The organism is Pseudomonas sp. GL_091 (genome assembly GCF_057837725.1).
Map to the genome: position 1 here is coordinate 701873 of NZ_CM174451.1, position 20319 is coordinate 722191.

The 20319-nt window shown below is 60.8% G+C and carries 21 protein-coding genes; 6 read left to right on the forward strand and 15 right to left on the reverse strand.

Annotated features, from left to right (window positions below; genetic code table 11):
• Positions 1-18: 18 nt before the first annotated feature.
• The gene (locus AC3ITY_RS03130; RefSeq protein WP_489307572.1) at positions 19-402 is read right to left on the reverse strand and encodes a hypothetical protein; all 384 of its coding nucleotides are present in this window, start codon (positions 400-402) and stop codon (positions 19-21) included.
• Positions 403-550: 148 nt separating this feature from the next.
• Here AC3ITY_RS03130 and AC3ITY_RS03135 point away from each other — a divergent pair, with 148 nt between their 5' ends.
• Both AC3ITY_RS03135 and AC3ITY_RS03140 read left to right on the forward strand, forming a co-directional pair.
• Positions 551-748 (forward strand): cation transporter, encoded by a 198-nt coding sequence (locus AC3ITY_RS03135; RefSeq protein ID WP_150727782.1) that lies wholly within the window; start codon positions 551-553, stop codon positions 746-748.
• Between the two features lie 90 nt (positions 749-838).
• Positions 839-2035, forward strand: a complete 1197-nt coding sequence (locus AC3ITY_RS03140) for a multidrug effflux MFS transporter (RefSeq protein ID WP_489307573.1) — start codon at positions 839-841, stop codon at positions 2033-2035.
• Between the two features lie 8 nt (positions 2036-2043).
• Here the strand turns inward: AC3ITY_RS03140 and AC3ITY_RS03145 are convergent, their stop codons facing one another.
• Positions 2044-2217 (reverse strand): hypothetical protein, encoded by a 174-nt coding sequence (locus AC3ITY_RS03145; protein ID WP_223448310.1) that lies wholly within the window; start codon positions 2215-2217, stop codon positions 2044-2046.
• 265 nt (positions 2218-2482) lie between these two features.
• Positions 2483-3496 carry a zinc-binding alcohol dehydrogenase family protein gene (locus AC3ITY_RS03150; protein WP_489307574.1) on the reverse strand — a complete coding sequence of 338 codons (1014 nt, stop codon included), beginning with the start codon at positions 3494-3496 and terminating at the stop codon, positions 2483-2485.
• A gap of 125 nt (positions 3497-3621) precedes the next feature.
• Between AC3ITY_RS03150 and AC3ITY_RS03155 the strand changes: the two genes are divergently transcribed.
• On the forward strand, positions 3622-4551 hold the full coding sequence (locus AC3ITY_RS03155) for a LysR family transcriptional regulator (protein WP_489307575.1): 930 nt from the start codon (positions 3622-3624) through the stop codon (positions 4549-4551).
• A gap of 315 nt (positions 4552-4866) precedes the next feature.
• The gene (locus AC3ITY_RS03160; RefSeq protein ID WP_489307576.1) at positions 4867-5601 is read left to right on the forward strand and encodes an ArsR/SmtB family transcription factor; all 735 of its coding nucleotides are present in this window, start codon (positions 4867-4869) and stop codon (positions 5599-5601) included.
• Between the two features lie 102 nt (positions 5602-5703).
• Here AC3ITY_RS03160 and AC3ITY_RS03165 read toward each other — a convergent pair whose 3' ends face one another.
• The 6 genes from AC3ITY_RS03165 to AC3ITY_RS03190 all read right to left on the reverse strand — a co-directional run bounded on the left by AC3ITY_RS03165 (position 5704) and on the right by AC3ITY_RS03190 (position 11816).
• A complete protein-coding gene (locus AC3ITY_RS03165) occupies positions 5704-6657 on the reverse strand; it encodes an adenosine deaminase (protein ID WP_489307577.1) in 954 nt (317 codons plus the stop codon).
• 82 nt (positions 6658-6739) lie between these two features.
• Positions 6740-7705, reverse strand: coding sequence for a 2-oxoglutarate and iron-dependent oxygenase domain-containing protein (locus AC3ITY_RS03170; RefSeq protein ID WP_489307578.1), 966 nt, complete (start codon positions 7703-7705; stop codon positions 6740-6742).
• A 144-nt stretch (positions 7706-7849) separates the two neighbouring features.
• Complete coding sequence (locus AC3ITY_RS03175; RefSeq protein ID WP_489307579.1) at positions 7850-8932, reverse strand: BMP family ABC transporter substrate-binding protein; 1083 nt, start codon at positions 8930-8932, stop codon at positions 7850-7852.
• Positions 8933-9199: 267 nt separating this feature from the next.
• A complete protein-coding gene (locus tag AC3ITY_RS03180) occupies positions 9200-10558 on the reverse strand; it encodes an 8-oxoguanine deaminase (RefSeq protein WP_489307580.1) in 1359 nt (452 codons plus the stop codon).
• 192 nt (positions 10559-10750) lie between these two features.
• On the reverse strand, positions 10751-11440 hold the full coding sequence (locus AC3ITY_RS03185; RefSeq protein ID WP_489307581.1) for an SDR family oxidoreductase: 690 nt from the start codon (positions 11438-11440) through the stop codon (positions 10751-10753).
• 19 nt (positions 11441-11459) lie between these two features.
• Complete coding sequence (locus tag AC3ITY_RS03190) at positions 11460-11816, reverse strand: MerR family transcriptional regulator (protein ID WP_489310762.1); 357 nt, start codon at positions 11814-11816, stop codon at positions 11460-11462.
• An 82-nt stretch (positions 11817-11898) separates the two neighbouring features.
• On the opposite strand from AC3ITY_RS03190, the gene AC3ITY_RS03195 reads away from it, so the two are divergent.
• The gene (locus AC3ITY_RS03195; RefSeq protein ID WP_489307583.1) at positions 11899-12390 is read left to right on the forward strand and encodes a hypothetical protein; all 492 of its coding nucleotides are present in this window, start codon (positions 11899-11901) and stop codon (positions 12388-12390) included.
• On the opposite strand, the gene AC3ITY_RS03200 is transcribed toward AC3ITY_RS03195, so the two are convergent.
• The 6 genes from AC3ITY_RS03200 to AC3ITY_RS03225 form a co-directional block, all read right to left on the reverse strand.
• Positions 12387-13313, reverse strand: coding sequence for an ABC transporter permease (locus AC3ITY_RS03200; protein WP_489307584.1), 927 nt, complete (start codon positions 13311-13313; stop codon positions 12387-12389). The genes AC3ITY_RS03195 and AC3ITY_RS03200 overlap by 4 nt on opposite strands.
• The gene (locus tag AC3ITY_RS03205) at positions 13313-14419 is read right to left on the reverse strand and encodes an ABC transporter permease (protein WP_489307585.1); all 1107 of its coding nucleotides are present in this window, start codon (positions 14417-14419) and stop codon (positions 13313-13315) included. Before AC3ITY_RS03205 ends, AC3ITY_RS03200 begins: the two co-directional genes overlap by 1 nt.
• An 11-nt stretch (positions 14420-14430) precedes the next feature.
• Positions 14431-15996: an ABC transporter ATP-binding protein gene (locus tag AC3ITY_RS03210; RefSeq protein ID WP_489307586.1), complete on the reverse strand. Its 1566-nt coding sequence runs from the start codon at positions 15994-15996 to the stop codon at positions 14431-14433.
• A 547-nt stretch (positions 15997-16543) separates the two neighbouring features.
• Positions 16544-17125 (reverse strand): IMPACT family protein, encoded by a 582-nt coding sequence (locus tag AC3ITY_RS03215; RefSeq protein ID WP_223460143.1) that lies wholly within the window; start codon positions 17123-17125, stop codon positions 16544-16546.
• Between the two features lie 6 nt (positions 17126-17131).
• Entirely contained in the window at positions 17132-17782 is a 651-nt protein-coding gene (locus tag AC3ITY_RS03220; RefSeq protein WP_489307587.1) for a TetR/AcrR family transcriptional regulator, read from the reverse strand.
• Between the two features lie 106 nt (positions 17783-17888).
• Positions 17889-18809, reverse strand: a complete 921-nt coding sequence (locus tag AC3ITY_RS03225) for a LysR family transcriptional regulator (RefSeq protein WP_007971880.1) — start codon at positions 18807-18809, stop codon at positions 17889-17891.
• A gap of 139 nt (positions 18810-18948) precedes the next feature.
• On the opposite strand from AC3ITY_RS03225, the gene aptA reads away from it, so the two are divergent.
• Positions 18949-20298 (forward strand): omega-aminotransferase AptA, encoded by a 1350-nt coding sequence (aptA, locus tag AC3ITY_RS03230; protein WP_489307588.1) that lies wholly within the window; start codon positions 18949-18951, stop codon positions 20296-20298.
• Positions 20299-20319 lie beyond the last annotated feature (21 nt).

Sequence of the window (20319 nt, forward strand, 5' to 3'; positions counted from 1 at the left end):
TTCAGATCAAGCAGCCGATCAGTAGCCGAGACCGGCGCGCTTGAGGTACATCCCTTCCTGCGTCATAGCGATCCGGTACTTGAGCACATCGCCGGCCTTGAGCTGGATATCCTGCGAACCCGGAGCGAGCATGCCCGGATTGCAACCCGGGACCTGGCCCGGCAGCAGTTTCAGGCGCAGCGAGACGATGCCCTGCGGCAGGTTGAACGAGGTGCTCTGTTCCTGGAACAGCCGCGCCGCCAGTTGATCCTGGATGTACACACCAATCTCGCAACTGGTCGCGACTTCCAGGCGCTCGCGGGAAATGATCAGCACGCCATAATCCTGACCGGCAGCATTGACCGAAGGCACGGCGGCGAAAAGGCTGAGAAAGCCAAACAGGCTGAAAACTGACCAGCGCATGGCTGAATCTCCTGAGTTCGAGTCATTGATGGACGCAGCTTGGCCGAGCGTCGCGCCGATTGCCAGCCCGGCAGCTAGCTTCAGAACTTGACCTTGCCATGGTGGCAAGCTCGAAACTCGGTTCAAACCTCGGAAAAGGAGTCATCCCATGCAAGTGTTCAACGTTGAAGGCATGTCTTGTGGCCACTGCGTCAAGGCCATCACTCAGGCGGTCCAGGCCAAAGACCCGGCGGCCAGCGTGCGGGTCGATCTGGCGGCCAGGGAGGTCGGTGTCGAAAGTGCGCTGACCGCCCAGCAAGTGATCGAGGCGATCAGCGAAGAGGGTTACGGCGTCAAACTGGCCTGAATTTGATAGTTAGCGAGCTACCGGAATGTTCAAGGCGTCCATGCGCGGCTAGACTGTCGGGCTGCCGACTTCTGCCCCCCTGGATGCCTGATGAACTTCCGTACCATTCTGATTCTCGGCGCCTTGAGCGCTTTCGGTCCGCTGGCGATCGATTTCTACCTGCCGGCCTTCCCGGCTATGGCCCTGGCTTTCGGGACGGACGAAAATCACGTTCAGATGACGTTGGCGGCGTACTTCCTCGGCTTGTCCATCGGTCAGTTGGCCTATGGCCCGGTGGCGGATCGTTTCGGGCGACGCATTCCGTTGCTCACCGGTGTCGGCCTGTTCACCGCTGCCTCCGTGGCGTGCGCTTATGCGCCGAACCTGGAGTGGCTGATCGGCGCGCGTTTCATCCAGGCGTTGGGCGGTTGCGCGGGGATGGTGATTTCCCGGGCGGTGGTAAGCGACAAATGTGATGCGGTGGGTTCGGCGAAAGTCTTTTCGCAGTTGATGCTGGTGATGGGGCTTGCCCCGATCCTCGCGCCATTGCTGGGTGGGTTGTTGGTCAACACGACAGGCTGGCAGTCGATCTTCCTGGCCTTGACCGGTTTCAGTGCGCTGGCAGGGCTGGCGGTGGCAACGGGATTGCCGGAAAGCTTGCCGGCCCACATACCGCGTCAACCGCTGTCGGGTGCGCTGCGTCAGTACGGTCGGTTGCTGGCCGACCCGATATTTCTTGGCCATGCCTTGACCGGGGGCATCGCCATCGCCGGGATGTTTGCCTACATCGCCGGTTCACCCTTCATCATCATCAAGCTCTACGGCGTTCCGGCCGAGCATTTCGGCTGGCTGTTCGGCACCAATGCGGCGGGTTTCATTCTGGTGGCGCAGGTCAATGCGCGGTTACTGGCCAAACGTGGCCCGACGTTCTTGCTGGCGCGTGCGGTGTGGGTTTATCTGGCGGCCGGTTTGACCCTGCTCGCTGTCAGCTCTCTGCACACGGCACACCTGTGGCCGCTGCTGATTCCATTGTTCATCTGTATCGCCAGCCTCGGTTGCATCAGTCCCAACGCCGCGGCCTGCGCGATGAGCGGGCAGGGTGCACGGGCCGGCAGCGCGTCGGCGCTGCTCGGTTGCCTGCAATTCAGCGTGGCTGCCGGCGCCTCTGCGCTGGTGGGCGTATTGCACGACGGCAGCGCCGTGCCAATGGCCATGGTCATCAGCCTGTGTGGAATTCTGGTGGTGAGCGCAGCGGTGCTCACCCGGCGTTTGCAAAATGCCCGGGCGCTGGCGCAAGCCCAGGTTTGAGGCCGGAGTCAGCCGGCTGCACGCTGCGGGAGGAGGACGGGAATCTGATGAGGGGCCTGGATGCGGGCTTCAAGGGTACGCGTGAAGGCGCGAGCTTCTGCTTCGCTGCGGAACGTCACAGCATGTTGGTCTAAGCGAACTTGCCACTGGGACTTTGCCAGTTCTTTTATCAGGATCTTCATAGCCGAACTCCTCTCGCAAAAGATGTCTCGTAAAAGATGTCTCGTAAAAGACGTTACGCAAAAGAATGCCTCGCAGGAGATTCGATTGTAGTCCCGTATACGGTCACCATTGTGACAAGGATCAACTGTCGGACTGACGGTTTGTAACTGAAAAAAACACGGCTTTTACGAGGGCGCCACAGAGGCTGTCTGCGACCGGGATTGCCCGGTCGCAGTCGGAAAACAGCAGAAGGCGATGAAATCAGCGGCGGTTTTTTTCAGCGCTTCAGAACCCTTCCAGCACAATCTTGCCCTTGGCCTTGCCGCTTTCCAGCAGGGCATGGGCACGGCGCAAATTGGCCGCGTTGATCGTGCCGAAGTGTTCGCCCACCGTGGTTTTCAGTGTCCCGGCATCGATCAGCCAAGCGATGCGATTGAGCAGGTTGTGTTGCTCGATCATGTCCGCGGTTTCAAACAGCGAACGGGTGTACATGAACTCCCAGTGCAGTGACAGGCTCTTGCGTTTGAGCTTGGTCACGTCCAGCGACTTGGGGTCATCGATCAGCGCCAGTTTGCCTTGGGGTGCCAATGCCTCGATCAATTGGTCCAGGTGCTGGTCGGTTTGCGTCAGGCTGGCGACGTGGGTGACCTGATCTACACCGGCACGCTTGAGTGCTTCGCTCAGTGGCTGGCCATGGTCGATCACCAGGTCGGCGCCCAACTCTTTCACCCAGCTTTGGGTTTGCGCACGCGAAGCGCTGCCGATGACTTTCAGGGCCGTCAGTTGGTGAGCCAGCTGCGTAAGCATCGAGCCCACGCCACCCGCCGCGCCGACGATCAACAGGCTCTGGCCTTCAGCGGTTTTGCCTTCGCGTACCTGCAGGCGCTCGAACAACAGCTCCCACGCCGTGATCGCGGTGAGCGGCAGGGCAGCGGCCTCGGCGAAACCCAGGGTCTTTGGCATGTTGCCGACGATGCGCTCGTCCACCACATGCAACTCGCTGTTGCCGCCCGCACGCGCGATGGAGCCGGCGTAATACACCTTGTCGCCGGCCTGGAACAGCGTCACCTCACTGCCCACCGCCTTGACCACACCGGCCACATCCCAACCCAACACCTTGGCCGCGCCACCTTCGGGCTGGACGTTCTGGCGCACCTTGGTGTCCACCGGATTGACCGAGATGGCTTTGACTTCCACCAGCAAGTCGCGAGGACCGGCGGTCGGCTCTGGCAGCTCGATGTCTTGCAGGGCTTTGTCGTCACTGATCGGCAAAGAGGCGTAGTAGGCAATGGCTTTCATGGGCGGCTCCTGAACACTAATTAAAGAAGAGATTCGATGAGGCAGATGATTGGCTATTTTTCCTGAAGATAAAACCGGCTAAAAGAGCAGTCTCTTTCAATATTTTTTTGATAATCGGTGCTCTGATGCTGCGTTTCGATGACTTGCAGTTGTTTGTCCGGGCGGCGGACCTGGGCAGTCTGTCCGCCGCCGCGCGGGGCATGGACATGTCGGCGGCGGTGGCCAGTGCGGCGCTCAAGCGCATCGAACAGCAACTCGGCGCCCGATTGTTGGCCCGTTCGACCCGCAGCCTGCGCCTGACCGCCGAAGGCGAGGGCTTTCTCGAATACGCCCGCGCGGCCCTGAGCAATCTTGACGAGGGCCGGCGATTGCTGGCCAGTGGTCAGGACCAGGTCAGCGGGTTGCTGCAACTGTCGGCGCCATCGGACTTTGGCCGCAACCTGCTGCTGCCCTGGCTCGACGAGTTTCAACGCGAGCACCCGAAACTCACCGTGCGTCTGCTGCTGGGGGACCGCATCGCCGACCTGTTTCGCCAACCGGTGGACATTGCCCTGCGCTACGGTGAGCCGGAGGACTCCAGCCTGGTGGCGCTGCCCATCGCACCGCAGAACCGCCGGGTGCTGTGCGCCGCTCCCGGCTATCTGGCCCGGCATGGCGAGCCGCGGCATCTGGAGCAACTGGCACAGCACAATTGCCTGTTGTACATGCTCGGCAGCCGGGTCCACGATCACTGGAGTTTTCACGACGGCAAACGCGAAGTCAGCCTGACCGTCAGCGGCGATCGTTTCAGTGACGATGCCGATGTCGTGCGCCTTTGGGCCGTGGCAGGAGCCGGGATCGCTTACAAGTCCTGGCTCGATGTGGCCGCCGATGTACTGGCCGGCCGCTTGAAGGTGCTGATGCCGGAGCTGCTCTGTGAGCGCGCACCGTTGAATCTGTTGTGCGCCCATCGCGCACAATTGAGTAAGCCGGTGAACCTGTTGCGTGAAATACTTGCCAGCCGTTGCGCCCTTTTGAGCAGTCAATTTCCAGGCTTTGCGGAAATCGATCATTAGTCGCATGAAAAAAGAGAAATTTCCCTCAGGAACGATCACCACCTATGCCGGGCGGAGGAAAGGATCCGCCGACCAACCCGCATATACTAGCGCCCTCATCATGTAAGTAGCGTCGATCCCCAATGGCGGGTCCACGTTCGAGTCGGCCCGGCTGCACGGTCATCCTTCTGGCCTTCGCAGCATCGGTCAGGCAGCGCTAATGAGTGAGCAAGGCGTTGCCGGGCTTATGGCAGTTTCCACGGATTGGCCGACGACACATTACTGGTCAAGATTTCTCTGGACAGTAGACGAAACGATTCAACAGGGAGTGAATACATGGAACATGCACCTTGCATCAGCCAGATCGCCACATTGCTGGCTGACCCAAAGCGCAGCGCAATGATGTGGGCCTTGATGGATGGTTCGGCGCGAACAACCGAAGAGTTGGCATTGCTGGCCAGCCTGTCACCGTCTTCGGCCAGTGCACACCTGGGACGTTTGTCCGCCGGAGGTCTGCTGAGGGTTGAAAACCGCGGCCGCAAACGCTTCTTCCGTCTGGCCGCTCCCGAGGTCGGGGCGGCAATCGAAGCACTGGCCAGCGCGACCTTCGCCAGCGCACCCCAGGATATTCCGGACGTATTCAAGCGCAATGCACCTCTCGCCAAACCCCGGGCGGTGCGTTCGTCATTGTTGAGTGCCCGACTGTGCGACGATCACTTGGGGGGCACCCTGTCCGCCGATCTGTATCAGCGACTGCTGGAGGCAGGCTGGATCGAACACTTTGATCAGCGGGTCACGGTCACGCTCAAGGGCGCGACGGAGTTGGCGGCACGGGGCGTGTTCATCCAGGCGCTGGCCCATCACAACGGCAGGGTTGCCTGCGCCTGCCCTGACTGGAGCGAAAGACGCCCGCACTTGGGCGGCTCGCTGGGCGCGGCACTGTTGCAGCTGTTCATGCAGTCGGGGTGGCTGAGCCTGCCCAATGATTCCCGAGCCTTGCAGGTGACGGCCTCGGGGCAACGCGAAATTCATCGCTTTGCCCAGGAGAGCGAGTTGGAAATGGCGCTGTAGGAGCCGGCTTGCCGGCGATGGCGGCCTCCCAACCAGCATCAATACTGGAGGTGATGGCCTTATCGCTGGCAAGCCAGCTCCTACAAGGATTTGCGTTTGACTTCAGGGCTTCACCAACCGCGCATCGAGGCTGTTCTGCGCCAGGCGTTTGGCCTGATCCTGGGTCATGCCCAGGTGGGTGTGCAGCGCATGGAAGTTCTCGGTGACATAACCGCCGAAGTACGCCGGGTCATCGGAGTTCACGGTCACTTTCACGCCGCGTTCCAGCATGTCGAGAATGTTGTGCTGCGACATGTGATCGAACACGCAAAGCTTGGTGTTCGACAACGGGCACACGGTCAGCGGGATCTGCTCGTCGATGATTCGCTGCATCAGGCGCTCGTCTTCGATGGCGCGCACGCCATGGTCGATGCGCTGGATTTTCAGCAGGTCGATGGCTTCCCAGATGTACTCGGGCGGGCCTTCTTCACCGGCGTGGGCGACGGTCAGGAAGCCTTCGTGACGGGCACGGTCGAACACGCGCTGGAACTTGCTTGGCGGGTGGCCCATTTCGGAGCTGTCCAGGCCCACGGCGACGAACGCATCGCGGAACGGCAGCGCCTGGTCGAGGGTTTTCTGCGCTTGGTCTTCACTCAGATGGCGCAGGAAGCTCAGGATCAAACCACTGGTGATGCCCAGTTGCTGCTCGCCATCCTTCAGCGCGGCGGCGATGCCGTTGAGCACCACTTCGAACGGAATGCCACGGTCGGTGTGGGTCTGCGGGTCGAAGAACGGTTCGGTGTGAATCACGTTCTGCTCTTTGCAACGCAACAGGTACGCCCAGGTCAGGTCATAGAAATCCTGGGACGTGCGCAGCACATCGGCCCCCCGGTAATACAGGTCGAGGAACTCCTGCAGGTTGTTGAAGGCATACGCCTTGCGCAAGGTTTCGACGTCGTTCCATGGCAAGACAATCTTGTTGCGCTCGGCCAGGGCGAACAACAGCTCGGGTTCCAGCGAGCCTTCCAGGTGCAGGTGCAATTCTGCCTTGGGCAGGGCGTTCAGCCAGTCGTACATAATTCTTTTCTCATCAGGTGCAATGGTCGCCATTCTACAGAGGGTTGCCGCAACAATTGGTAAAACCTGACCAGGCGGTTCATCACACCGCTTCCAGTTCCCGTCGATAAGCGTAGGTATCGGCGAAGCGCGAGAGCAGGAACTCGGCGCAGGTGGTGGCCGGGTATTTCGCCGGGTGCAATGCATCCTGACAGCCGGGCAGGCATTCGATGGGGGTGTCCGGGTGCGGCTCGGCGAAGAACGGCATCGAATAACGATCCACACCCAGGGGGCTGATAACCCGGTGCGGCGTCGACAGGTAACGGTCGTTGCTCCAGCGCGCCATCATGTCGCCGAGGTTGACCACGAACGTACCTTCGATCGGCGGCGCGTCGATCCATTCGCCTTTGACGTTGCGGACCTGCAAGCCACCGGCGGCGTCCTGATAGAGCAGGGTGATGCAACCGTAATCGGTGTGCGCCCCGGCACCTTGCTGCTCTTCGGAGCTGGCGGTGTGGCGTGGCGGGTAATGGATCATCCGCAGCACGCTGACCGGATCATTGAAGCGTGTGTCGAAGAAATCGCGTTCAATTCCCAGCGCGATGGTCATGGCCCGCAACAGCGTTTGCGCGAGGGCTTGCATGTCGACGTAGTGCTGTTCCATCAACGCTTCCCAGCCGGGGATGGACGGATGGCGATTGGGGCCGCGCAAGGGTTTTTCCGCCAGTACGTCAGGGTGCTCGGCCGGCAGGTGCAGGCCCATGTCGAAGGTTTCTTTGAGGTCGCTGGGTTTGCCCGGGTCCAATTGCTCGGTGGCAATGGCGCCGTAGCCGCGATGGTGATGGGTCTGGGTGATGTCGATCTTGAGCTTTTCGGCGGTGGGTTGGGCGAAGAAGCGCTTGGCGCTGTCGAGCAGTTCGTCGATTCGCGCAGTGCTGATCGGGTGGCCCTTGATGTAGAAAAATCCCCACTCGCGGCAGGCGAGGTCGATTTGATTGGCGACAGTTTGCCAGGCACGCTGGTCATCGCTGTAGAGCGGGGTGATGTCGATGATGGGGAGGCTGTTCATACGCAATCCTTGAACGCGATGAAGATCACATGTGGGAGCGAGCCTGCTCGCGAATGCGGTGTGTCAGCCAACATCAATGTTGAGTGTACAGACGCCTTCGCGAGCAGGCTCGCTCCCACCGGGTTTTGTGTTCTGGCTGAAGCATTACTTCGGAATCTCGGCCTTCATGCCTTCCACGTAGTAATTCATCGACGCCAGTTCCGCCGTGGTCGCGCTCGCGCCCGCCGGGATTTTCTCGACCCCGACCTGATCCTTGATCGGCCCGGTGAACAGTTGCAGCGCACCGCTCTTGATGTCGGCGATGAGCTGCTCGGCTTTGCTCTTCACCGTTGCAGGCACCAGGTCGCTGATCGGCAGTTCAACGGTGCCTTCCTTCAAACCGCCCCAGTAGTCCTGGGATTTCCAGTCATGGTCGATCACGCTTTGGGTTGCCTGAACGTAGTGCGGGCCCCAGTCATTGACGATGGAGGTCAGTACCGCTTTCGGTCCGAAGTGCGCCATGTCCGAAGCGTAGCCCACGGCATACACGCCGCGACGTTCGGCGGCCTGGATCGGCGCGGGGCTATCGGTGTGCTGGAACACCACGTCCACGCCCTGGTCGATCAGCGCGTTGGCGGCATCCGCTTCCTTGCCCGGATCGAACCATGAGTTGACCCACACCACCTTGATCTCGGTGCCGGGGTTGTACTTGTTCAGGGCCAGCTGGATGGCGTTGATGTCGCGGATCACTTCCGGGATCGGGAACGAGGCGACGTAGCCGACCTTCTTGGTCTTGGTCATCTTCGCCGCAAGGAAGCCGCCGACGTAGCGACCCTCGTATGTGCGCGCCAGGTAAGTGCCGAGGTTCTTGTCCTGCTTGTAGCCGGTGGCGTGTTCGAAGGTCACCTTGGGAAACTGCTTGGCGACTTTCACGGTCGGGTTCATGTAGCCGAAGGAGGTGGTGAAGATCAGGTCGTATTTATCCTTGGCCATGTTGCGGATCACCCGCTCGGCGTCGGCACCTTCGGCGACGTTTTCCACGTAGTTGGTGGTGATCTGCGAGCCGAATTTTTCCGCGAGTTCCTTGCGCCCCTGTTCATGCTGATACGTCCAGCCGTGGTCACCGATCGGGCCGATATAGACGAAGCCGACTTTCAGCGGATCGGCGGCTACGGCGGTCAGGCTGGCGCTCAAACCGATGGCCGCCGCAACGGCGCAAAGCAGCTTCTTCAACGGACGGTTGTGCATGAATTGGAACTCCATTTTGTTGTGAGGTTGGCTGGGCTCTCTGGCTTGCACAGGGCAATGCAAATTGCTGACCAACAAGACAACAAAACATGAATCCGCGGTGATGCTATCGCGAGCAGGCTCGCGACAGGTCCTTGAAGTCCGATAACAGTGCATGTCCTTGCACAGTTGCCATCCACTGGTGCGCCAATCCAGATGGTCATGACCCTCCACAAAACCAATGTGGGAGCGAGCAGGCTCGCTCCCACAGTTTTAATCGGTGTTGTATCAGGTCCCGGCGATCAGTTGCCGCGCCGCCTGGCTGTGATCAGCAATCAATCCCTTCAGGTCCAGCCCTTCGACCTGCCCATCGATCACCCGCCACTTGCCGCCGACCATCACCCGGTCCGCGCGATCGGCGCCGCACAGCAACAATGCCGAGACAGGATCATGGCTACCGGAGAAGCGCAATTCATCCAGCTTGAACATCGCCAGGTCAGCCTGCTTGCCCACTGCCAACTCGCCGATATCGGTACGGCCCAGCAGGCTCGCCGAACCTTTGGTCGCCCAGCCCAACACGCGCTCCGGGGTGATCTTCTCGGCGCCGTAACGCAGGCGCTGGATGTACAGGGCCTGACGCGCTTCGAGCATCATGTTCGAGGCATCGTTGGACGCCGAACCGTCCACGCCCAAACCAAGCAAGGCACCGGCATCGGTCAACTCGATGCTCGGGCAGATACCCGAGGCCAGGCGCATGTTCGAACTCGGACAATGGCAAATGCCGGTGCCGGCGGCGCCGAGGCGGGCGATCTCGTCCGGGTTGAAATGGATGCCATGGGCCAGCCAGGTACGGGGGCCGAGCCAGCCGACACTGTCCAGATAGTCCACAGTACGCAGGCCGAAGCGTTGCAGGCAGAAATCCTCTTCGTCGAGGGTTTCTGCCAGGTGGGTGTGCAGGCGCACGTCGAGTTTGTTCGCCAGTTCGGCACTGGCCGACATGATTTCCGGGGTCACCGAGAACGGCGAGCACGGTGCCAGGGCGATCTGGATTTGCGCGCCGTCACCACGTTCGTGGTACTCGGCAATCAGGCGCTGGCTGTCGGCGAGGATCACTTCGCCTTCCTGCACGGTCTGTTGCGGCGGCAGGCCACCGTCCTTTTCACCGAGGCTCATGGAACCGCGGGTGAGCATGGCGCGCATACCCAGTTCGCGAACGCTCTCGACCTGCACGTCGATCGCGTTTTCCAGACCTTCCGGGAACAGGTAGTGGTGGTCGGCCGCGGTGGTGCAACCGGACAGCAGCAATTCAGCCAACGCGACCTTGGTGGCGAGGGCGAGTTTTTCCGGGGTCAGGCGAGCCCAGACCGGGTACAGGGTTTTCAGCCACGGGAACAGTGGCTGATTGACCACCGGCGCCCAGGCGCGGGTCAGGGTTTGATAGAAGTGGTGATGGGTGTTGATCAGGCCCGGCAGGATCACATGCTCGCGGGCATCGAACACTTCATTGCATGGGGCGGACGGTTGTTGACCGGTGCCGAGTACTTCGACGATCAAACCGTCTTGCAGCACCAGGCCGCCACGAGCATCGAGACCGTTGGAGGTGAAAATGGCGAGGGGATTTTTTAACCAGGTACGGGTCGCAGGCATGTTGGCCGGCTCCTCTGAAAGTTGGGTTCAGGGTTGCCAGCTCAGTGTTGCCCTGTCTGCTGATCCAGGTTCGCCGGGGAGGCGAGGTGCGCAGTGTCGATCAAAACGCTCTGGCGGGCAAGCCCGGCCCGACAGAACAACTCAAGACTCTGTAGGAGCGAGCCTGCTCGCTCCTACAGTGGGCGGCGGTGATTACCAGGGAATGGTTTCTCCCCGGTAATTGATGAAGTAATGCCCACCCTTGCCGGCATACGCATTCACCTGATCGACCAGGCCACGGGTGCTGGTTTCCACGTCGATGTCCGCGCCTTCACCACCCATGTCGGTTTTCACCCAGCCCGGGTGCAGCGACAACACGGTGAGCCCGGTTTCGCCCAACTGAGTGACGAAGCTGTTGGTCATGGAATTCAGCGCCGCCTTGCTGGCCTTGTACAGTGCCAGTTCCGGCGCATCGGGCATGGTCACGCTGCCCAGCACTGAGCTCATGAACGCCAGCACGCCGGTGTCCGGGCGCAGTTGCTCGACAAAACGCTGGGCCAGGTTAATCGGCGCCACGGCGTTGGTGAAAAACAGCTGACCGACTTCGGCCATTGTCGCGCCGCCGTTTGGCGTCTGGACCTCCGGCCCCTTGACCCCGGCATTGACGAACAACAGGTCAAACACATCACCCTCGAGTTGTTGGCTCAGGGCGGACACCGCCTGCTGATCGTCCATGTCGAGCTTTTCGATCCGCACATTGCCCAGGGCCTGCAAGGCTTCGGCTTTTTGCGGATCGCGCACGGTGGCGGTGACTTGCCAGCCATCGGCCAGCAGGGTTTTCACCAGCCCGAGGCCAAGCCCCCGGGAGGCGCCGATGATGAGTGCGGTTTTTGCCTTGGACATGAGTGGCTTCCTTGAAAGTTCAGGATCGTGGATTCAATGGACACTGTTGCACGAGCCGTTGTTGCAACTCATCGCGCAGCGCGCCGAGTTCGGCCATGCGGGCTTCGATCAGTTTGAGTTTGTCTTGCAGCAGTTGCGTGACGGCGCTGTCCGGATCGGGCGACTGCCAGATTGTAGCGACGCTGTTGCCGATCTCGCCGAGGGTAAAGCCCAGTCGTTGAGCCGTCTTGATGTACTGCACCAGTTGCACCATGTCTGGCGGATAGTCGCGATACCCGTTGGCGCTGCGTTGCGCGGCGATCAACCCGCGCTGCTCGTAGAAGCGCAGCGTGTCGCGGCTGACGGCGCTGGCCTGGGCTAATTCACCGATGCGCATCATCACGTCTCGAGGGGGCTTGACCTTGGAGCATACTCCAGGCTTTAGCCTTGTTGCTCCCTGAATTGATGGAGCAATGTCGATGTGGACTACAACGCAATATCGCCGGTTGGTGCAAGGCAGTGCCTGGTACGACCTGATCGTGACGGTCGCGTTTGTCACGCCGTGGAGTTTTGCGGCGTTGCATGGGCTTTTGACGGGGGTGAGTCAGGCGTTGAGTTTGCCCGGTGAGCTGCCACCGTTCGAACCGGTGCACATGTTGATGGCGAATCTGCTGGGCTCGATTGTCTGCGTATGGGCGGTGCTGCGGATTCGTGATCCGCAGCAGGTTTATGGGCGGTATGACGCCGTGGCCAGATTCCTGTTCTCGGCCTGGCAGGCTTATGCCCTGATCCATGGCGCGAGTTCGCTGCTGGTGGTTTTTCTGGTGTTTGAATTGGCGTGGGGTGTGGCTCAGGTGTTGCCTGTTCGGACGCCTTCGCGAGCAAGCCCGCTCCCACAGTTGACCGAGTTCACACCCATCCAATGTGGGAGCGGGCTTGCTCGCGAAGAGGCCCGCCCAAACAACCACTAATGCCCGGCCTGCCACGGCTGCCCCAACGACACCGGCGCATACAACCGAGTGCGCAGCGCATCCCGCGACAGTAGCACCAGCACCACAATGGTCGCGACATACGGCAGCATCGCCAGCAAACTGGACGGAATCGCCAGTCCCAACCCCTGCGCCACCAGGTGCAGGATGCTGGCGAGCCCGAACAGGTACGCGCCGAGCAGCAGGCGCCACACCCGCCAACTGGCGAACACCACCAGCGCCAGGGCAATCCAGCCGCGCCCGGCGCTCATGTTCTCCGCCCACATCGGTGTGTAGGCCAGGGACAGATATGCTCCGGCCAACCCTGCCATCGCACCGCCGAACAACACCGCCAGGGTCCGCACAGCCAACACCGGTAAGCCCATGGCGCTGGCTGCATCCGGGTTTTCCCCGACCGCCTGAATGATCAGCCCGACGCGGCTTTTCAGAATCACCCAGGCCACCAGTGCAAACAGTGCGAACGACAGATACACCAACAGGTCCTGGGCAAACAGCATCCGCCCGATCAGCGGGATTTCACTCAAATACGGAATCGACATCGGCTCGAACCCCGCCAGCGGCTTGCCGACCCACGCCGCACCGACAAAGGTCGACAGACCCACGCCGAAAATCGTCAGGGCCAGACCGGTGGCCACCTGATTGGCGTTGAACACCAGCGCCACCAGGGCAAACAGCGACGACAACAGCATCCCGGCGAGCATCGCCAGCAACACGCCGAGCCACAGGTGGCCGGTGTTGAATGCGACGATGAAACCGATCACCGCGCCAAACAGCATCATGCCTTCCTGGCCGAGGTTGAGGACGCCGCTTTTCTCGCAGATCAGTTCCCCCAACGCCACCAGCAGCAACGGCGTGCCGCAGCGGACCATGGCATAGAAAATATTGCTCAGCAGATCGATATCCATCACAACGCTCCTGCTTGTACGGCGGTGGCTTGGGCGCGGCGGGTCCAGCGCAGGTTCAAGCGCGGTCGGTAGAGAATCAGCACATCACTGGCCAGCAGGAAAAACAGCATCATGCCCTGGAACAATTGGGTGATCGCTTGCGGCAGGTTCAGGCTCATTTGTGCGCTTTCTCCGCCGATGTACAGCAGCGCCATCAACAGGCTGGAAAACAGGATGCCGACAGGATTCAAGCGGCCGAGAAATGCCACGGTGATCGCCGCATAGCCGTAGCCCGGCGAGACCTGCGGCACCAGCTGGCCGATGGGGCCAGTGACTTCGCACACACCAGCCAGCCCCGCCAGGCCGCCGCTGATCAACAGTGCGAGCCAGATCAGGCGCTTCTCGCGAAAGCCGACGAAACCGGCGGCACGCTTGTCCAGCCCGAGCACCTTGATCTGGAAACCGACAAAGCTTTTCTGCAACAACACCCACACGGTCACCAACGCGAGCAGGGCGAAATAAACCCCGGCGTGAACCCGGCCATCGTCCATCAGCAGCGGCAGGCGGCTGGCATCACCGAACATCGCTGACTCGGGGAAGTTGAACCCGGCGGGATCTTTCAAAGGGCCGTGAACGCAGAACAGCAGCAGGTTCAGTGCTATGTAGTTGAGCATGATGCTGGTCAGGATCTCATTGGCGTTGAAGCGCGTGCGCAACCACGCCGTCAGGCCGGCCCACGCGGCGCCCGCCAGAGTGCCTGTGAGCAGGATCAGCACCAGCGCCCAGCGGCTTTGCATATCGATGATGTTCACCGCCAGCGCACTGCCGGCCAGCGCACCGAGCAGCAGTTGACCTTCGGCACCGATGTTCCAGATGCGCGCCTGATAGGCGACCGCCAGGCCCAATGCGCAGAGCAGAATCGGCAGGGCTTTGACCAGCAATTCGGAGACGCCATACAGGTCGCTGACAGGCGCGATCAGCAAGGTGTGTAAGGTCAGCAGCGGGTCGTGCCCGAGCGCGATAAACAACAAGGATCCACAGCCCAGGGTCAGTGCAGCCGCCAGCAACGGCGAGCACCACAGCATCAGGCGCGATTGCTGGCCGCGGGGTTCAAGAGAAAGCAGCATGTGACACTCCGTTAACGCGTGGCGAATGCGAGTGATTGAGGGGCGCCGAACTGGCCGGCCATCCAGCCGCCGACATCGCTCAGGCGCGTGTCGACGGTGGCGTGGAGCGCTGACAGCCGACCGCCGCACAAGGCGCCGAGGCGGTCGCTGATCTGGTACAGTTCGTCGAGGTCTTCGGAAATCACCAGGATCGCCGCGCCGGCATCGCGCAAGGCAATCAAGGCGCGGTGAATGGTGGCGGCCGCGCCGACGTCCACGCCCCAGGTCGGGTGTGCGGCGACCAGCAGTTTTGGTTGCTGAAGGATTTCCCGGCCGAGAATGAATTTCTGCAAGTTGCCGCCGGACAGGCTGCGGGCCGGCGCCTGGCTATCGGGCGTCTTGACCCCGAAACGGTGGATGATTTCCTCGGCCAGTGCTTCGACTTTGCCGCGCTGGATCAGGCCGTTACTCACCAGTCCTTGCTGGAAAGCGGTCAGCAGCGCGTTGTCCGCCAGGCTCAGCTCCGGCACCGCACCATGACCCAGGCGTTCGGCGGGAACGAACGCCAGGCCGAGTTGGCGGCGTGCATCGGGACGCAAATGGGCGACTGGCTCCTTGCCAAAACGTATCGTCGCGCTGGCGTTGCGGGGCAGCAGCACTTCGCCGCTGAGTAAGGCCAGCAATTCATCCTGGCCATTGCCGGCGACACCGGCGATGCCGACAATTTCACCGCCGCGCACTTCAAGGTCGATGTTGGCAAGCGAGCAGCCGAACGGGTCCGGATTGCGCCAGGACAAGCCACGGACATCAAGGAACGCATCACCTCCGGTAACCTTCGGATAGTCTGCGATCAACTCCGCCGCTTCACCGACCATCAAGCGCGCCAGTTGCTGATCCGAACACTCGGCCGGCACGCAATGGCCGGCCACCCGACCGCCTCGTAAAACCGTTGCGCTGTGGCACAACGCGCGAACTTCCCCGAGCTTGTGGCTGATGAACAAAATGCTGCAGCCCTCGGCGGCGAGCCGGCGCAGGGTGGCGAACAAGTCGTCGGCCTCTTGCGGCGTCAGCACCGAAGTCGGTTCATCGAGAATCAACAGGCGGATGTCCTGCATCAGGCAGCGAATGATTTCCACCCGTTGCCGTTCACCGATCGACAGGCTGTGGACAAGTCGCTCAGGTTCCAGCGCCATGCCGTAGCGCCGGGACACTTCGCGAATCTTCGGCTCAAGCTGTTTGGGTGTGCCTGCCGCCGCACCCATGGCCAGGGCGATGTTCTGCGCCACGCTCAGGGTTTCGAACAGCGAGAAATGCTGGAACACCATGCCAATTCCCAAACCCCGGGCCTGGGCCGGGTTGCGCAGGCTCACCCGCTGACCTTGCCAGATCACTTCGCCGGAATCGGCGTGGGTCACGCCGTAGATGATCTTCATCAGCGTGCTTTTGCCCGCGCCGTTTTCGCCGAGCAGGGCATGGATCTCGCCAGGGGCAATGGTCAGGTCGATGGCATCGTTGGCCAGGCAGCCGGGGTAGCGTTTGCTGATTCTGCGCAGTTGCAGGCGCGGAACCGGGTCGGGGATTGGAGCGTGATTGGGCATGACAGGCTCGGTGCTGTTGGACTTGTGCCTGTGGATAAAGCAATTTTCTGGCCACTAGGTCAGGAAAATGTCGAAGTCCTGCGACCAGAGGCGTTGAGTACGCAGCTTTCAAATGTGCCACGCAGAGCCCGGCACCACATGGGGGCAATGGTGCAATTCAAGCCCCGATTTTGCTCGTGCGCTTTTGCTCAAAAAATGAGCAATCGACCACAAGCCGTACCGTGCAGGGCGCCGAGACGGCCATGAACGGGTTATCCACAGATTGCTCCACAGTATTTGTGCGCAAGCTCAAAGCACGGGCATAAGCACTGAGTGGCTTTCTTCTAAAGGCGATAAACCGTTGTAACTGTTTGTTTTTATTTGAATTTGATGAGCTTGATGGCAGATTGGACAAAAATTGAGCAAAGTCCGCAAAGCCGCATGACAAAAGGGTTACAGCGGTATGTGCTCAGGTTATCCACAGGCGGGTGCACAGCAGATGTGGGCAAATATGGAATAAGTGAAAAAGCGGCGTGCCCCAAAAGATCGCAGCCTGTGCTGAAGCCTTTTAGCGCTGCAACAAAATACGTCCGCGACTCAAATCGGCCAGTTGTGACTGCAAGGTGTCGATCTGTGCATCGCCTACGGCCAACTGCAGCTCGACACCATTAGCGGTGAAGCTTTCATCCACAACCAATCCACCAGCCTCCGCCACCCGCAGCTTGACCAGGGCCAACTCGGCAAATCCGCAAGCGCAACGCAGCGGCACCCGGCTGATCAGCTCAATCTTTGGCGCCGCTTGCAGGCATTTGTTTGCACCCCCGCCATAGGCCCGGGCGAGCCCCCCGGTACCCAGTTGGATGCCGCCATACCAGCGAATCACCAGCACCGCGACCTGATCGCAATCCTGCGCCTCTATCGCCGCCAGAATCGGCCGGCCGGCCGTACCGCCGGGCTCGCCATCATCGGTGCTGCGATATTGATCGCCGAGCTTCCAGGCCCAGCAGTTGTGCGAGGCATTCAAGTCACTGTGCTGTTCAATGAACGCCTGGGCCTCGGCCGGGCTGGAGATCGGCGCGGCGAAGGTGATGAAGCGGCTCTTGCGAATCTCTTCGCGGTATTCGCAAAAACCGCTGAGGGTAAATGGCATAAGTGCTTAGATGGCTGGTTTCAGGCCGCAGCCCTTGAGAATGATGCGGATCAGGTTGTCCCCGGCGTCTTCCATGTCCTGTTTAGTCAACCTGGTACGCCCGGTGACGCGGCAGATCTGCGTGGCGAAATCGGCGTAGTGCTGGGTGCTGCCCCACAACAGGAAGATCAGGTGAACCGGATCGACCGGGTCCATTTTACCGGCGTCGATCCAGGCCTGGAACACGCCCGCACGACCCTGGAACCAGTTGCGATAATCCTGGTTGAAGTACTCGGTCAGGCATTCACCGCCGCTGATGACTTCCATGGCAAATATCCGCGAGGCTTGCGGCTGGCGTCGGGAGAACTCCATTTTCGCGCGGATGTAGCGGATCAAGGCTTCGGCCGGATCGTCCTCGGCGGTGAGGGTGTTGAAGGTGCTGTCCCACAACTCGATGATGTTGCTCAGCACCGCCACGTACAAACCGAGCTTGTTGGTGAAGTAGTAATGCAGGTTCGCCTTGGGCAGCCCGGCATTCTGGGCGATGGTGTTCATGCTCGTGCCTTTGTACCCGTGACGGGCGAACTCGTCTTCGGCGGCTTTGATGATGGTCTCTTCGTTTTTCTGACGAATGCGGCTGACGGGTTTTCCGCCGTGGGCTGGGACTTCAAAGGTCATAGGCACTTCCGAGAAGATGAGTGGGGGCGGCCAGTGCGTTGATAGCGCACCCACCGACGTCAGACAAGGCCTCACACAATAAAACACTGCACCGCTCCCACAATTTTCAACGCGTCGCCGCAAGACTCTCGAGAAAACTCTCCAGCACCAGATGGGGTCGACGCCCCTTGCGTGTGACCGACGCCAGGCTGAGGTCATAGAAACGCGTTTTGGCTTTCAACGCGCGCAACCGACCTTGCTGCACCCAAAGGCTCGCGTAGTGATCCGGCAGGTAACCGATGTAGCGCCCGGTCAGGATCAGGAACGCCATGCCTTCGCGGTCCGAGGCGCTGGCGGTGCAGTTGAGCGCCTGGTAGTGAGCCTGGATCTCCGCTGGCAAACGGAAGGTGGGCGCGATGGCGTCCTGACTGTTCAGGCGTTCGTCGTCCAGTTGCTTGTCATCGACATAAAACAGCGGATGGCCGACCGCGCAGTACAACAGCGAACGTTCGCTATACAGCGGTTGATACTCCAGCCCCGACAATGCACTGGCCTGCGGCACTACGCCGACGTGCAGGCGACCGTCGAGCACGCCTTGTTCGACTTCATTGGGCGCGATCATGCGGATCTGGATTTGCACGTCCGGGCCGCGTTCTTTCAATTGCGCGAGGGCATGGGTGATGCGCATGTGGGGCAGGGTGACCAGGTTGTCCGTCAAACCAATGATCAATTCGCCGCGCAAGTGCTGGTGCAGGCCATTGACCTCGGTGCGGAAGCTTTCCAGTGCACTTAACAGCTGCAACGCCGATTGATAAACCTCGCGGCCTTCTTCAGTCAGGGAAAACCCGGCACGTCCCCGTTGGCACAGGCGCAGGCCGAGGCGTTGCTCCAGATCGCTCATCTGCTGGCTGATCGCCGAGCGACCGATGCCCAGTACGGTTTCCGCCGCAGAGAAGCCGCCGCATTCCACCACGCTGCGAAAGATCCTCAGCAGGCGAATATCAAAGTCGCTGACCTGGGCCAACGGATCGGGACGGCGAGTGCTCATGCGGGTTACTCAAAAGTTTAGTAATGGGCTGACTGAACATTAGAAGAGTTGCATTTCACCGACTTTATCTCCGTGGCAATTTAGCTGCAACAACGGTTTTCAATCCTTACGCCGCTTACTGCCTTGCGAGGTTTCGCCCATGAACCAGCCTGAAAACGCCCCGACTTCCCTGGCCAGCCAGCTCAAGCTCGATGCTCACTGGATGCCTTACACCGCCAACCGTAACTTTCTGCGCGACCCACGCTTGATCGTTGGCGCCGAAGGCAGCTGGCTGATCGACGACAAGGGCCGCAAGGTTTATGACTCGTTGTCCGGTCTGTGGACCTGTGGCGCCGGGCACACCCGCAAGGAAATCCAGGAAGCGGTCGCCAAGCAACTGGGCACCCTCGATTACTCGCCAGGCTTCCAGTACGGCCATCCGCTGTCCTTCCAGCTGGCTGAAAAAATCACCGACCTGACCCCGGGCAACCTGAACCACGTGTTCTTCACCGACTCGGGCTCCGAGTGTGCTGACACCGCCGTGAAGATGGTTCGTGCTTACTGGCGCCTGAAAGGCCAGTCGACCAAGACCAAAATGATCGGCCGTGCCCGTGGTTACCACGGTGTGAACATCGCCGGCACCAGCCTCGGCGGCGTGAACGGCAACCGCAAGCTGTTCGGTCAGGCGATGATGGACGTCGACCACCTGCCGCACACTTTGCTGGCAAGCAACGCTTACTCCCGTGGCATGCCGGAGCAAGGCGGTATCGCCCTGGCTGACGAACTGCTGAAGTTGATCGAACTGCACGATGCGTCGAACATCGCGGCGGTCTTCGTCGAGCCATTGGCCGGTTCCGCTGGCGTGCTGGTTCCGCCACAGGGTTACCTCAAGCGTCTGCGTGAAATCTGCGACCAGCACAACATCCTGTTGGTGTTCGACGAAGTGATCACCGGTTTCGGTCGTACCGGCACCATGTTCGGCGCCACCACCTTCGGCGTGACTCCGGACCTGATGTGCATCGCCAAGCAAGTCACCAACGGTGCGATCCCGATGGGCGCGGTGATTGCCAGCTCCGAGATCTACCAGACCTTCATGAATCAGCCGACGCCTGAATACGCGGTTGAATTCCCCCATGGCTACACCTATTCCGCGCACCCGGTGGCTTGCGCCGCAGGCCTGGCAGCACTCGACCTGCTGCAAAAGGAAAACCTGGTGCAGAGCGTGGCCGAAGTCGCACCGCATTTCGAAAATGCTCTGCACGGCCTCAAAGGCACCAAGAACATCATCGACATCCGCAACTACGGCCTGGCGGGCGCGATCCAGATCGCCCCACGTGACGGCGACGCGATCGTGCGTCCGTTCGAAGCCGGTATGGCGCTGTGGAAAGCCGGGTTCTACGTACGCTTCGGCGGCGACACCCTGCAGTTCGGCCCAACCTTCAACAGCAAGCCGCAGGACCTGGATCGTCTGTTCGACGCGGTCGGCGAAGTGCTGAGCAAGATCGACTGATTTGACAAAACACCTGTAGGA